This is a genomic window from Ruegeria sp. BG8 (assembly GCF_056538325.1).
In genome coordinates this window covers 138390-152129 of the sequence record NZ_JBQFSZ010000007.1, presented here as the reverse complement: position 1 = coordinate 152129, position 13740 = coordinate 138390, and the positions used below count along the sequence as shown (strand labels likewise).

General features: G+C 56.2%; 13 protein-coding genes and 1 riboswitch. Of the genes, 7 read left to right on the top strand and 6 right to left on the bottom strand.

Annotation, left to right across the window (positions count from 1 at the left end; genetic code table 11):
* From thiS to dnaK, 5 genes are all read right to left on the bottom strand, one after another.
* On the bottom strand, window positions 1-195 hold the full coding sequence (gene thiS / locus ACR0DG_RS14895) for a sulfur carrier protein ThiS (RefSeq protein WP_480699306.1): 195 nt from the start codon (window positions 193-195) through the stop codon (window positions 1-3).
* Window positions 179-1156 carry an FAD-dependent oxidoreductase gene (locus tag ACR0DG_RS14890; RefSeq protein WP_480699308.1) on the bottom strand — a complete coding sequence of 326 codons (978 nt, stop codon included), beginning with the start codon at window positions 1154-1156 and terminating at the stop codon, window positions 179-181. Before ACR0DG_RS14890 ends, thiS begins: the two co-directional genes overlap by 17 nt.
* Window positions 1153-1956 (bottom strand): bifunctional hydroxymethylpyrimidine kinase/phosphomethylpyrimidine kinase, encoded by an 804-nt coding sequence (gene thiD, locus ACR0DG_RS14885; RefSeq protein ID WP_480699310.1) that lies wholly within the window; start codon window positions 1954-1956, stop codon window positions 1153-1155. The genes ACR0DG_RS14890 and thiD overlap by 4 nt, the downstream gene beginning before the upstream one ends.
* A gap of 47 nt (window positions 1957-2003) precedes the next feature.
* Window positions 2004-2108: riboswitch (TPP riboswitch) on the bottom strand.
* Window positions 2109-2281: 173 nt separating this feature from the next.
* Window positions 2282-3430, bottom strand: a complete 1149-nt coding sequence (dnaJ, locus tag ACR0DG_RS14880; RefSeq protein ID WP_480699312.1) for a molecular chaperone DnaJ — start codon at window positions 3428-3430, stop codon at window positions 2282-2284.
* Between the two features lie 74 nt (window positions 3431-3504).
* Complete coding sequence (dnaK, locus tag ACR0DG_RS14875; protein WP_480699314.1) at window positions 3505-5412, bottom strand: molecular chaperone DnaK; 1908 nt, start codon at window positions 5410-5412, stop codon at window positions 3505-3507.
* Window positions 5413-5623: 211 nt separating this feature from the next.
* Between dnaK and ACR0DG_RS14870 the strand changes: the two genes are divergently transcribed.
* Window positions 5624-6226, top strand: a complete 603-nt coding sequence (locus ACR0DG_RS14870) for an alpha-ketoglutarate-dependent dioxygenase AlkB family protein (protein ID WP_480699316.1) — start codon at window positions 5624-5626, stop codon at window positions 6224-6226.
* Here ACR0DG_RS14870 and ACR0DG_RS14865 read toward each other — a convergent pair.
* Window positions 6223-7050: an ABC transporter permease gene (locus tag ACR0DG_RS14865; protein ID WP_480699318.1), complete on the bottom strand. Its 828-nt coding sequence runs from the start codon at window positions 7048-7050 to the stop codon at window positions 6223-6225. The genes ACR0DG_RS14870 and ACR0DG_RS14865 overlap by 4 nt on opposite strands.
* Before the next feature lie 122 nt (window positions 7051-7172).
* Here ACR0DG_RS14865 and cysQ point away from each other — a divergent pair, with 122 nt between their 5' ends.
* From cysQ to ACR0DG_RS14835, 6 genes are all read left to right on the top strand, one after another.
* Entirely contained in the window at window positions 7173-7970 is a 798-nt protein-coding gene (cysQ, locus tag ACR0DG_RS14860) for a 3'(2'),5'-bisphosphate nucleotidase CysQ (protein WP_480699320.1), read from the top strand.
* Window positions 7970-8770: a 3-deoxy-manno-octulosonate cytidylyltransferase gene (locus ACR0DG_RS14855; RefSeq protein ID WP_480699322.1), complete on the top strand. Its 801-nt coding sequence runs from the start codon at window positions 7970-7972 to the stop codon at window positions 8768-8770. The genes cysQ and ACR0DG_RS14855 overlap by 1 nt, the downstream gene beginning before the upstream one ends.
* Window positions 8771-8854: 84 nt before the next feature.
* The gene (gene galE, locus ACR0DG_RS14850; protein ID WP_480699324.1) at window positions 8855-9838 is read left to right on the top strand and encodes a UDP-glucose 4-epimerase GalE; all 984 of its coding nucleotides are present in this window, start codon (window positions 8855-8857) and stop codon (window positions 9836-9838) included.
* A 118-nt stretch (window positions 9839-9956) separates the two neighbouring features.
* The gene (locus ACR0DG_RS14845; RefSeq protein ID WP_480707205.1) at window positions 9957-10913 is read left to right on the top strand and encodes a glycosyltransferase family 2 protein; all 957 of its coding nucleotides are present in this window, start codon (window positions 9957-9959) and stop codon (window positions 10911-10913) included.
* Between the two features lie 137 nt (window positions 10914-11050).
* Complete coding sequence (locus tag ACR0DG_RS14840) at window positions 11051-12037, top strand: glycosyltransferase family 2 protein (RefSeq protein ID WP_480699515.1); 987 nt, start codon at window positions 11051-11053, stop codon at window positions 12035-12037.
* A complete protein-coding gene (locus ACR0DG_RS14835) occupies window positions 12034-13734 on the top strand; it encodes a DUF5927 domain-containing protein (RefSeq protein ID WP_480699328.1) in 1701 nt (566 codons plus the stop codon). Before ACR0DG_RS14840 ends, ACR0DG_RS14835 begins: the two co-directional genes overlap by 4 nt.
* Window positions 13735-13740 lie beyond the last annotated feature (6 nt).

Genomic DNA, 13740 nt, shown 5'->3' with positions numbered 1-13740 from the left:
TCAGCCCCCCTGCATTGGTGCGACGACCTCGACCCGGTCGCCATCTGCCAGTTTGTGAGTAATGCGCAGGCCCGAGGGCACAAATTCCTCATTCACAGCTGTAGCGACGCGGCCGGAAAAGCCACATTCGGCCAGCAAATCTGACAAGGTTTCAGCCCGCACCTCGCGCAGCTCACCATTAAGCACGATCTTCATCGACCATCTCCGAGTGTTTGTTCTCAAGCGCCAGATCCGCGACGCCTTGCGCCAGCGCAGGGGCCAACAGGTATCCGTGGCGATACAACCCATTCGCATAGATCGTATGCCCAAGCCGTCGGATTCTAGGCAGGTTATCGGGGAACGCCGGGCGCAGATCGACACCGATTTCCAACACTTCAGCCTCACCAAAAGCAGGGTTCAACGCATAAGCCGCGCTAAGCAATTCCAGCATCGAGCGGGCGGTAATGCGGCTGCTGTCCTCGGATTCGATCATTGTTGCACCCAACATGTAGACGCCATCGCCACGCGGCACGACATAAAGCGGCATGCGCGGATGCAGCAGACGCACAGGTCGGGTCAGGGTGACGTCCGGACAGCGGATTACCAGCATCTCGCCCTTTACACCGCGCAGATCATGCAGTGTTTCTCGGGCGTGCAGACCCCGACAATCAACGACATTCTGTAACCGGGTAGGGGCAAGCTTTCGGTGAAAGAGGACGCCTTGATCTTGCAACTGGCGGTACAAATCCAGCAAAGCTTGACGCGGATCAAGATGAGCCTCGTTCGAAAAAAACAACCCGTTGGAGAAACCGTGCAAATCAGGCTCTAATTGGTGGATTTTTGCCTGATCTATGCTATCGAAACCCTCGGTTCTGCGGGAAAACCGGCGTAGGTCCGGCAGGTCACGTGCGTTGGCGACAACCAAAGTTCCACGACGGTGCAATTGCGTGCGGGCGTCCCACCAATCCAAAGCAGCCTGACCAAATCGCAATACAGGTTCTTCGGCGTTCTCATATTCGCACCAAGGTGCAAGCATGCCACCGGCCCACCACGAACACCCATGCGCCCCAGGTGGTCCGCCGGGATCAAATACCTGCACCTGCGCGCCACGCGACACAAGCTCGCTTGCGACAGCAAGTCCGGCGACACCGGAGCCTATGACCGTCCAGACCGTCACGCGGACCAAAACCGGTGAAAGTGGTGCACAGGCCCATGACCTTTACCAATGTCTAGCGCGTCTGCCTGCCCTATAGCGCCCTGCAGATAGTCGTGAGCCTCAGCGACAGAGGCCTCGACCGACAACCCCTTGGCAAGCCCAGCAGCAATCGCCGAGGACAACGTGCAACCAGTGCCATGCGTGTTCTTCGTTTGGCGTCGAGGCGCTGAATACTCTGCCACAAGGCCAGTGTTGTCGATCAAAAGGTCATGACAAATTTCGCCGCGACCATGCCCACCCTTCATAAGAACAGAACTGGCGCCCGACGCGCATAGCGCCTGGCCTTGTTCTTTCATTGCATCCGGACCTACGGCCTCTGGAACACCCAGCAAACGGCCAGCTTCCGGTAAGTTCGGCGTAAGCACGGTGGCGCGCGGAAGCATCACCTCGCGCAGCGTCTGAACCGCCTCTTCCGCCAAAAGAGCATCGCCCGATTTCGCAATCATAACCGGGTCCAACACAATTGGACCTTCAAATGAGGCGATGGATTCCGCAACCGTTTGGATGATTTCGGGGGTCGCCAACATGCCGATCTTGATAGCCGTCAAGTTTAGATCATCCAAAACTGCGTGAATTTGCGCAGCAATAACCTCCAGCGGGATACCATGCACAGCAGTTACGGCCCTGGTGTTTTGGGCTGTCACAGCCGTTATGACGCTGGATCCATACACCCCCAGCGCTGACATGGCTTTTAGATCGGCTTGGATTCCAGCGCCGCCACCACTGTCTGACCCTGCTATGGTTAATGCGATAGACGCCATGTCGCCGCTCCGGTTTTAGGGGGCAACTCGGGATGGAAAACGTCTGTTTGGTATTAAAGACCGTTCCCTCCGCCGGTATTGCCCGGATCAGGTTCGATGGGTTGACGCAAGCGCCTCTCAGCCCTGTAGGCAGGGCACCCCAACGGTTGCGCGGAACATCTCAGGCGACGCATAAATAATCAAGGGGTTTTTGCGAGGCTCTGCCTCGCGCTCCGGGATATTTTTAGCCAGATGAAGAATGGATCCCCTGCTTCATCTGGCCCTAAATATCCCGGGGGAGTCGCGGCTTGCCGCGGCGGGGGCAGCGCCCCCATCTAGCGTCTTTTCAGCCTTTCATCCCATCCCAGAAGGACTTAACCGATGAAAAAAAGCTTTTTGATTCAGGGTGGTTATCTTCGCCGAGATCATCGAACTCTCGCAAGAGTTCTTTTTGTCGACTTGTCAGGTTGACCGGTGTCTCGACAGCCAATTCGATGAACATGTCGCCTATGCCGCCACCGCGCAACGCGGGCATACCTTTGCCACGCAAACGCATCTGACGACCGGATTGGCTGCCTGCTGGGATTTGTACGCGGCCTCTGCCGCCGTCAATTGTGGGAACCTCAATCGACCCACCCAGTGCCGCCTTGGCCATACTGACAGGTACACGGCAATATAGGTTCACGCTGTCGCGTTCGAACAATTTGTGATCGGACACTTCGACAAAGATATACAGATCGCCCGGAGGACCACCGCGCATCCCGGCTTCGCCTTCACCCGCAAGGCGAATACGCGTTCCAGTCTCGACACCTGCCGGGATGTTAACAGACAGTGCGCGTTCTTTTTCAACACGACCCGCGCCCCCGCAGGACTTACATGGGTTTTTGATTATCTGACCCAAGCCTGAACAGGTCGGGCAGCTGCGTTCAACGGTGAAAAAACCCTGTTGTGCGCGTACTTTACCCATGCCCGAACATGTTGGGCAGGTTGTCGGTTCAACTCCGCTTTCGGCACCGGATCCATCGCAAGCTGAACACGCCACTGCGGCCGGAACGTTGATGGTTTTTTGCAGACCGGCAAACGCTTCTTCCAGAGAGACCCTGAGATTATAGCGCAGGTCGGATCCACGCGCAGCGCGACGTCCGCCGCCGCCACCGCGTTGGCCACCCATGAAATCGCCGAATAGGTCGTCGAATACATCTGAGAACGCGCTGGAGAAATCGCCCTGGCCGAATCCACCGCCCGGACGACCACCGCCACCCATACCGTTTTCGAATGCTGCATGGCCAAAGCGATCATACGCGGCCTTTTTCTCGGCATCGCGCAACACGTCATAGGCTTCGTTGGCTTCTTTGAACTGCGCCTCTGCATCCGGGTTGTCTTTGTTGCGGTCAGGATGCAATTCCTTGGCTTTCTTGCGAAAACCCTTCTTGATCTCATCCGCCGATGAACCCTTGGATACGCCGAGCACATCGTAGTAGTCGCGTTTTGACATCAGTATTTCCTTCTGCCTCAACGTAATCGGGCCGGCCCGGCGAGCGGACCGGCCCAAATTGGCCCGGTTACCCGTTAGTTACGTTTGTCGTCGTCCAGATCTTCGAACTCGGCATCGACAATGTCATCATCGCCCGGCGCGGCATCTGCTGCGGCCGGTTCGTCCTCGGCCTCGTCAGATTGTGCCTTGTAGATGGCCTCGCCCAGCTTCATCGCGGCCTCGGTCACGTTCTGGATGCCAGACTTGATTTTGTCGGCGTTTTCAGTTTCCAGCTCGTCCTTCAGCGCGGCAATCGCCAGCTCGATTGCTTCGATGGTGGTTGGGTCGACCTTGTCGGCATGCTCTTCCATCGACTTTTCGGTCGAATGGATGAGGCTCTCCGCCTGGTTCTTGGCGTCCACCAGCTCGCGGCGTTCCTTGTCGGCCTCGGCGTTTTCCTCGGCGTCCTTGACCATCTTTTCGATGTCCTCGTCGGACAGGCCGCCCGAGGCCTGGATGGTGATCTTCTGCTCTTTGCCGGTGCCTTTGTCCTTGGCCGAAACCGAGACAATGCCGTTGGCGTCGATGTCAAAAGTCACCTCGATCTGAGGCATACCGCGCGGTGCCGGTGGGATGTCTTCGAGGTTGAACTGACCCAGAATCTTGTTGTCCGCAGCCATTTCACGCTCACCCTGGAACACGCGGATGGTCACGGCGTTCTGGTTGTCCTCGGCAGTCGAGAAGACCTGAGACTTTTTGGTCGGGATGGTGGTGTTGCGGTCGATCAGGCGGGTGAACACGCCACCCAGCGTCTCGATGCCCAGCGACAGCGGGGTCACGTCCAGCAGAACAACGTCTTTGACATCGCCCTGCAGAACACCGGCCTGAATGGCGGCGCCCATGGCAACCACTTCGTCCGGGTTCACGCCCTTGTGCGGCTCTTTACCGAAGAATTTGGTGACCTCTTCGATCACTTTCGGCATCCGGGTCATGCCGCCAACCAGAACAACCTCGTCCACGTCGCCAGCCGACAGACCCGCGTCTTTCAGAGCAGCAGCACAGGGCTTCATCGACTTTTTGATCAGATCGCCAACCAGCGATTCCAGCTTGGCACGGGTCAGCTTCATGACCATGTGCAGCGGCTGGCCGTTTGCGCCCATCGAGATGAACGGCTGGTTGATTTCGGTTTGCGAGGTCGAGGAAAGCTCGATCTTGGCTTTCTCGGCAGCTTCTTTCAGACGCTGCAGGGCCATCTTGTCCTGGCTCAAATCGACGCCGTGTTCCTTTTTGAACTCATCCGCCAGATAGTTGACGATGCGCATGTCAAAGTCTTCACCACCCAGGAAGGTGTCACCGTTGGTCGACTTAACTTCGAACAGACCGTCGTCGATTTCCAGAATGGTCACGTCGAAGGTACCACCACCAAGGTCATAGACCGCGATGGTTTGGGTTTCTTCTTTGTCCAAACCATAGGCCAGAGCGGCGGCTGTCGGTTCGTTGATGATCCGCAGCACTTCGAGACCGGCGATTTTACCGGCGTCTTTGGTGGCCTGACGCTGTGCGTCGTTAAAGTATGCCGGAACGGTGATAACCGCCTGCGTGACTTCCTCACCCAGATAGCTTTCTGCGGTTTCCTTCATCTTGCCCAGAGTGAAGGCCGAGATCTGGCTTGGGGAGTACTTTTCACCGCGGGCTTCAACCCACGCGTCGCCGTTGCCGCCATTCACGATGGCGTACGGCACCATTTTCTTATCTTTTTCGACTTCGGCATCATCCACACGACGACCGATCAGACGCTTGACGCCAAAGATCGTGTTGTCGGGGTTGGTGACCGCCTGACGTTTTGCAGGCTGACCGACCAGACGCTCATCTTCGGTGAAGGCGACGATCGAGGGCGTGGTCCGCGCCCCTTCTGCGTTTTCGATGACCTTCGGTTGCGAACCATCCATGATCGCGACGCACGAGTTCGTGGTCCCAAGGTCAATCCCGATTACTTTACCCATATGTTCAATCCCTTTCTCTTCAAGGCGATGTCCGAGGTCCGGACCCGTTATGGCACCCGCCCCCGATCTGATGTGCGCGATAGCACTACACCATCACGCGTCCCGGCGTATATAAGGGCGAGACCAAAAGCCTGCAAGCGGTGTAAATCGCAGGTTTTCGGGAATCTGCGGCCTTTTTTGCAAGGTTTTGGTAAGGATCGGGGAATCTTGGATGACACGGCTGGTTTTGCGGGATTTTGAAATCCGAAAAGCGTATCTGGATGGAACCAAACAGACCCGTCTGATTGAACTGCTTCGCCCGATTCTGAAATCTGCGCCGTTGTTTCGACCTGTGACGCCTTCGGGCAAGGAAATGTCGGTGCGGATGACCTCAGCCGGGTCTTTGGGTTGGGTGTCAGACCGGGGTGGATACAGATACCAAAATCAACACCCCAAGGGCATGGCATGGCCCGCGATTCCAGAGCCAATCCTTGCGATATGGCGCGATCTTGCCAGCCCTGAGCGAGAACCGGACTGCTGTCTTATCAACTACTACGGTGAAGGCACCAGAATGGGGTTGCACCAGGATAAGGATGAGGCGGATTTCTCATGGCCCGTTCTGTCCATTTCGCTTGGAGACGACGCGTTGTTTCGGATTGGGAATAACACGCGCGGCGGCTCAACCGAATCTGTTTGGCTAAATTCAGGTGATGTGGTCGTGATGGGCGGACCCGCACGCCTGACCTATCATGGGGTCGACCGTATCCGCTTCGGCTCATCAAAGCTGCTGCCAAAGGGCGGGCGCATCAACCTGACGCTGCGCGTGGCCACTTAACGACGGGCACCCCAGCTTTGGGAGACGTGTTGCCGGGAGAAGAAGATGCCCAGCAAACCGATCAAAAGCAGAATGATACCCACCCAAAGCGGGTATTCCCAATTCGTATTGCGAGGATAGTAGTTGCGGAACACAAACCCGCGGCATTGGTCAATAATGTGAAATAGCGGGTTCCAGATAAACATTGTCAAAGTGAACCCGCCCAGCGCATTTGCGACAAACATCTTGCCCGAGAAGATCATGTTTATTCGCCTGTAAACATTGGTAAACATGTCAACCAGAGTTGGCAGCCACGGCTTGAGTGCCATCATAACTACGCCGATTGAACAGCCGGTGAACCAAGCCAATATCAGCATGTAAAATGCGCCACCCGGATACTGCACTTCCAGGGGTTCGACCCCGACATGAACCACAAACAAGATCACCAGAATGGAAACCACTTGCGTGTAAAGCGTTCCAAACGCTTTCGCCAAAAGCATCACCATCATGTTCATCGGTGAATGCAGCATCATCGGGTTGTTCCCGGTCGCAACCCCCGCCATGCTGGTTACGGATTTGATATGGGTCATGAACAAAAAGATCCCTGACAGCAGAAACAGGATCGCGTTGCCCCGTATTTTGGCCACACCCGTGAACCGCCCCAAGAGGCTCATGATCAGGTAAAACACGACGACCAGCGCGACGATCTGAACGATATTCATGACAACGGCGAGAACGGCATTCGAGCGTTGCGAGCGGATACTGCGCACCACTGCGTGAAACACCAATTCCGCGGTTGTAAACGCGCCGCCCAGAAGGGTTCGATTTCGCTCAAAATAAAACAACTGCGTGTTCTTTCCTGTCGATTTGCCCGCAATCTGTCACGAATTTCTTGCCGTTCCGTAACCGGCACATCATAAGGCCGTCAGGTTTTTCGATCAACAAACCATCCGAACGGAGCATTTTTGTGACTTACGACGCCCTCATCCCTGTCATTCGACGTCTGGCCCTGGAAGCAGGTGACAAGATCATGGAGATCTATGAAGCAGACGATTTTGACGTCAAAGTCAAATCGGACGCCAGCCCCGTGACCGAAGCTGACGAGGCCGCCGACGCTCTGATCTCGGCCGGATTGCGTGATGCGTTCCCCGACATCCTTCTGATAACCGAAGAACAGGCCGCCTCGCATTCAGAAAAAGGCGATACGTTCCTTATTGTTGATCCGCTTGATGGCACCAAAGAGTTCATCAATCGCCGTGGCGATTTCACCGTGAACATCGCTCTGGTGGAAAACGGTGTACCGACCCGTGGTGTCGTTTATGCCCCCGCCAAGGGACGGATGTTCTACACACAGGCCGATGGTCAATCCGTTGAAGAGACCGGTGCGCTCGACAAAGCTCAGGCCGGGGATGTCTCGCCGATTTCAGTGTCTAATCCGGACAATTCGGCGCTTTTGATCGTGGCATCCAAGTCGCATCGGGATCAGGCAACCGAAGACTACATTAACAAATACCAGGTTCAGGATAGCAAAAGCGCAGGCTCATCCCTGAAGTTCTGCCTGGTCGCTACGGGCGAGGCAGATCTGTACCCACGGGTCGGTCGGACGATGGAATGGGATACCGCAGCCGGACATGCGGTTCTGGCAGGCGCAGGCGGGAAAGTCGTTCGTTTCGATGATCACTCGCCTTTGACATATGGCAAGGACGGCTATGCAAACCCGTTCTTTATCGCCTACGCTCCGGGCGTTGAGTTGAAGGACGCCTGATGTCGGTACTGATTGCAATTCCTGCCCGCTACGCCTCGACCCGTTATCCCGGGAAACCTTTGGTCCCGTTGACGGGGGTAAGCGGAAAGGCGATGACGCTGGTGGAAAGATCATGGCGTGCGGCCTGCTCTGTCTCGGGCATCGACCGTGTTGTTGTTGCAACCGACGATGACCGGATCCGCGAAGCCGCCGAAGGGTTCGGGGCCGAAGTGGTTATGACCTCGGAAAGCTGCGGCAATGGAACGGAACGCTGCGCCGAGGCGCATACGATCTTGGGCACAGAACATGATATCGTGGTGAACCTGCAGGGTGATGCGCCGCTGACACCGCATTGGTTTGTCGAAGATCTGGTTGCAGGGCTGCGTGCTGCACCCCAAGCAGGTGTTGCGACACCCGTTCTGCGTTGCGATGGCGATGCCCTCAACAGCTTGCTCAACGATCGCAAAAACGGGCGCGTAGGTGGAACAACAGCGGTTTTTGCCGCGGATCACAGCGCCATGTATTTCTCAAAAGAAGTCGTGCCCTACACCGCGCAGACCTATGCCGCAGCCGACCCAACCCCTGTATATCATCACGTCGGCGTTTATGCTTACCGTCCTGACGCCCTGGCTGCTTATCCAAATTGGCCAGTTGGCCCACTGGAGAAACTAGAAGGACTCGAGCAACTGCGTTTTATGGAAAACGGCCGCAAAGTTCTGTGTGTCGAGGTCGAAGCCAAAGGTCGTCAGTTCTGGGAGTTGAACAACCCGGAAGACGTACCAAAACTGGAACGCATGATGGCCGAGATGGGCCTGGACTGACCTTTCCCACTTTTATCGCACCGCGCCACATCTTAAACCGCATCCCAGCCTTATCGCAGGTGGAACAACTTACTGGACGCTCCAATGACCAATATTCTTGTGACCGGCGGGGCCGGATATATCGGATCGCACGCTTGCAAGGCGCTCAAACAGGCCGGATATACGCCGGTGACCTTCGACAACCTGATCACGGGCTGGCAGGACGCCGTCAAATTCGGACCGTTTGAGCAGGGTGATCTGCTGGACCGCGCCCGCTTGGACGAAGTGTTCGCCAAGTACCAACCGGCAGCCGTCATGCATTTTGCTGCGCTTAGCCAGGTGGGTGAAGCGATGTCAGAACCCGGGAAATACTGGACCAACAACGTCACCGGTTCGCTGACTCTGATCGAAGCGGCTGTGGCGGCGGGTTGTTTGAATTTCGTTTTCTCATCGACATGCGCGACTTACGGCGAACATGACAACGTGGTGTTGGACGAAAACACCCCACAGCTTCCGTTGAATGCCTATGGGGCCTCGAAACGTGCGATCGAGGATATCCTGCGCGACTTCGAAGCAGCCCATGGTCTGAAACACGTTGTGTTCCGCTACTTCAACGTAGCTGGGGCCGACCCGGACGGAGAGGTCGGCGAATTCCACCGCCCCGAAACACATCTTATTCCGCTGATGCTGGACGCGATTGATGGCAAGCGCGGCGGTCTGACTGTTTTCGGTACCGACTATGACACACCGGATGGGACCTGTATCCGGGACTATGTGCATGTTTGTGATCTTGTAGACGCGCATGTGCTTGGCCTGAACTGGCTAGAGCAAGACAAGGCCAGCCGTGTTTTCAACCTGGGTACAGGATCCGGCTTTTCGGTGATGGAGGTGATCGGGCATTCGAAATCGGTTACGAACCGTGAGGTGCCTTATACGATCGGACCGCGGCGTGCCGGCGACTGCACCAAGCTGGTCTCGGGATCGGTCCGCGCCGGGGATGAGTTGGGATGGACGCCGAAACGCTCAACGTTAGAGACAATGATCTCTGATGCATGGCGGTGGCATCAAAACGGGAATTACGAACGATAGGACCATCGTGACCGGTGCGAAACACCATACGCTTCCTTCGATAAGCTGGGTGCAGAAATACCGGTTGCGCCTGAAACGGCGGCGGTTGTTGTGGCGGTCTTTTCGCAGTCGACACCAAATGACGTGCCTGCATGACAGGACCTCTGCGATCAGTCCCAGCTCGGTGCTGGCATTGACGACCTTACGCAACGAAGCGTCTCGGTTGCCGTGGTTTCTGCACCATTACCGAAATCTGGGCGTCGGGCACTTTCTGATTGTCGACAACGCCAGCGACGATGGTTCGGTTGCGTTTCTCTTGGATCAGCCTGACGTGTCGCTCTGGCAGACACATTCTAGTTACCGGGCATCGCGCTTTGGGCTGGATTGGTTGACTTGGTTGCAAATCCGATACGGGCACGGCCACTGGACCCTGATGGTGGATGCAGATGAACTGTTGATCTATCCGGATCATGACACCCGGTCGCTGAGCGAACTGACTTCGTGGCTGGACGATCGTGGGCAGAACGCGTTTGGTGCATTGATGCTGGATTTGTATCCCAAAGGTCCATTGGGAACACAACACTACGAGCCCGGAACAGACCCGACCGACATTCTGGAATGGTTCGACCCTGGCCCTTACCGGTCAAAAAGGCAGGAGCCGATGGGTAATCTCTGGGTTCAGGGCGGCGCACGCGCGCGGATGTTTTTTGCCGATCAGCCGATGCGATCTCCGACGTTGAACAAGATACCTCTGGTTCGGTGGTCGCGCCGCTATGCCTATGTGAACTCATGCCATTCTGCCCTGCCACGGAATTTGAACGCGGCTTATGATGGACCAGATGCCTCTGGGCCGTCAGGTGTATTGCTTCACACCAAATTTCTGCCCGAAATCGTCGACAAGTCGCGGGTTGAACAAACCCGTCGTCAGCATTTTCACGATCCCAACCAGTTCGACAGCTACTACGACGGCATTCTTAATCAGCCGGTAATGTGGACACCGGAATCCGTCCGCTATACCGGTGCCAGACAATTGCAGCAGATCGGGTTGATGGGCGCGATTGAGTGGAATTCCGCCACGCGCGCTAACAAGTTGTAAATGCATTGCTTTGATAGATGAAAAAGTGGCATAAATCGATGATCACCCGGCACCACTCTGGCTGATCCAGGCCCCGGGGATGCTCGCGTAGATGATGAAGGTTGGGCAGTGACGTGAGCCTGTTGGATTCTTACCGGATGAGATTGCGGCGCAAGCGCCGTATTTTGCGTTGCGTCCGCAAACGGCGTGAGCTTGTGACGACGTCCAACAAAACCGGCAATATTCGACGTCGCGACACGCTACTGATGAGCGTGGTCAGAAACGAAAAAATCCGCCTGCCCTTTTTCCTGGAATACTACCGTAATCTGGGCATCAATCACTTCTTATTTGTGGACAACGACAGCGACGATGGAACTGGTGAGTTCCTTGCCGCGCAGCCGGACGTCTCGGTCTGGCGTGCCAATGCTAGCTACAAACGCGCGACCTTCGGACTGGACTGGTCAAATTACCTGCTGCGCAAATATGCGCACGGGCACTGGGTGCTGACGGTCGACCCGGATGAGTTCTTTATCTACCCGTTTTGCGACACACGCCCGCTCCAAGCTCTGACGGATTGGCTGGACGGTTGCGCAGTGCGCAGCTTTGGCACCATGCTGCTGGATATGTATCCGCGTGGGCCGGTGGACGCTCAGCCCTATCAAGAAGGTCAGGATCCATTCGAAATCGCACGCTGGTTCGATTCCGGAAACTACATGATCACCAAGAATCCAGAGTACGGAAATCTTTGGATTCAAGGCGGGCCGCGGGCTCGGGTATTCTTTCGCGACAGCCCGTCGAAGGCCCCGGCTTTGAACAAGATCCCTCTGGTCAAATGGGATCGTCGCTATGTCTATGTCAGCTCGACCCATTCGCTGCTGCCACGGGGTTTAAATCAGGTCTACGACGAATGGGGCGGCGAAAAAACAAGTGGGGCCTTACTGCACGCCAAACTCATAGACACTCTGGGCCACAAGGCCCGGGAAGAGGTCGAGCGCGGGCAGCATTATCGAAGGTCCGGCGAGTACCGCGCCTACGCGCAAGGTTTGGATGAACAGCCGGTTTTCTGGTGTACGTGGTCAGAGAAATACATCAACTGGCGGCAACTGGAAATTCTGGGCCTCATGTCGAAGGGCAACTGGGCATGAGCAGTCTGGGCGTCGTCATGCTGGTTCACACAGCCCTGCACCGCGCCGAGCAGGTCGCCCGCCATTGGTCCGCTGCAGGCTGCCCGGTTATGATCCACGTGGATCGAAAAGTGCCAGACGCGGAATATTCCCGGTTTGTTGCATCCTGTGCCGATGACCCGCTGATCCGTTTTTCGAAACGGCACACATGTCAGTGGGGCGGGTGGGGCATCGTGGCCGCGTCGCAAACTGCAGCCGAAACGCTGTTGGATAGCTTTCCCGATGTTCACCACGTTTATCTTGCCTCGGGTGCGTGCCTGCCGCTCAGGCCGGTTGCCGAGCTGGTGGATTACCTATCGCATCGCCCGCGGGTGGATTTCATCGAAAGCGCAACAACAGCGGATGTCAGCTGGACCATCGGTGGGCTGGATCAGGAACGCTTTACACTGCGGTTTCCGTTCTCTTGGCGCCGGCACCGCAAGTTGTTTGATGCCTATGTCAAAATGCAGCGTGCGCTGGGGATGCGCCGCCGTATTCCCGAAGGTCTGGTTCCACATATGGGCAGCCAGTGGTGGTGTCTGACCCGCCAAACGCTAACGGCGATTCTTCAGGATCCGAAACGCAAGATTTATGATCGTTATTTTCGCAGGGTCTGGATACCGGATGAAAGCTATTTTCAAACGCTGGCTCGGTTGTATTCGACCCATATCGAAAGCCGGTCGCTGACTTTGTCCAAATTCGACTTTCAGGGTCGACCGCACATTTTCTATGATGATCACCTGCAGCTTTTGCGTCGGTCAGATTGCTTTGTCGCCCGCAAGGTCTGGTGCAACGCCGACCGACTGTATCAGGCTTTTCTGACCGATCAGACTGGCGCCATGAAGCCAGCCGAGCCCAATCCAGGAAAAATTGACAGGGTTTTCTCTAAGGCGGTCGAGCGTCGGACCCGAGGGCGCGATGGCCTCTACATGCAAAGCCGGTTTCCGCGACACGGCAGTGAAAACGGTCTGACATGCTTTCCATATTCAGTATTTCAGGGCTTCTCGGACTTGTTCGAAGACTTCGAGCCTTGGTTGGCCGATACCACGGGCGCACGTGTACATGGACATCTGTTCGCCCCTGAAAGGGCCGAGTTTTCTGGCGGTGAGGCAATCACCAACGGTGCGCTCAGCGATTGCGCGACGCTGCGCGACTATAATCCGACCGCCTTTGTGTCCAACCTGATCTGGAACACACGCGGTGAACGGCAGTGTTTCCAATTCGGCCCGCGAGACACGCAAGCCGCAAATTGGTTTTTGGCACGGGACAGAAACGCTCAGATTTCGGTAATCACCGGCGCATGGGCTATTCCGCTGTTTCGGCAGAACCTGAACTTTGGCGACATACGAAATGAGGCGGCGCGCCTGCAGCGGATCGAAACCAAGCAGCTTGAGGTTCTGAACTCGGTCTGGACCAAGGCGCGCGTGCGCACATGGTCATTGGCGGAATTCATTGAATCCCCGATCGAGGCCCTGCAGACGATAACGGATGAAATCGGCGCGTCGGCCACTAGCCATCTGACAACTGCTCCAACCATGGTTGACCTGACGGGCTTTGGGAAGTTTCTGCAAAACCTCAAAAACCAGGGAATGCACCCGTATCTTATGGGCGATTTCCCTGTTGATGACGTGTTTGGCAGCAAGCCTAAGCCTTACCGTAAACCCTATCTTGTGCAGTAGGCCGCC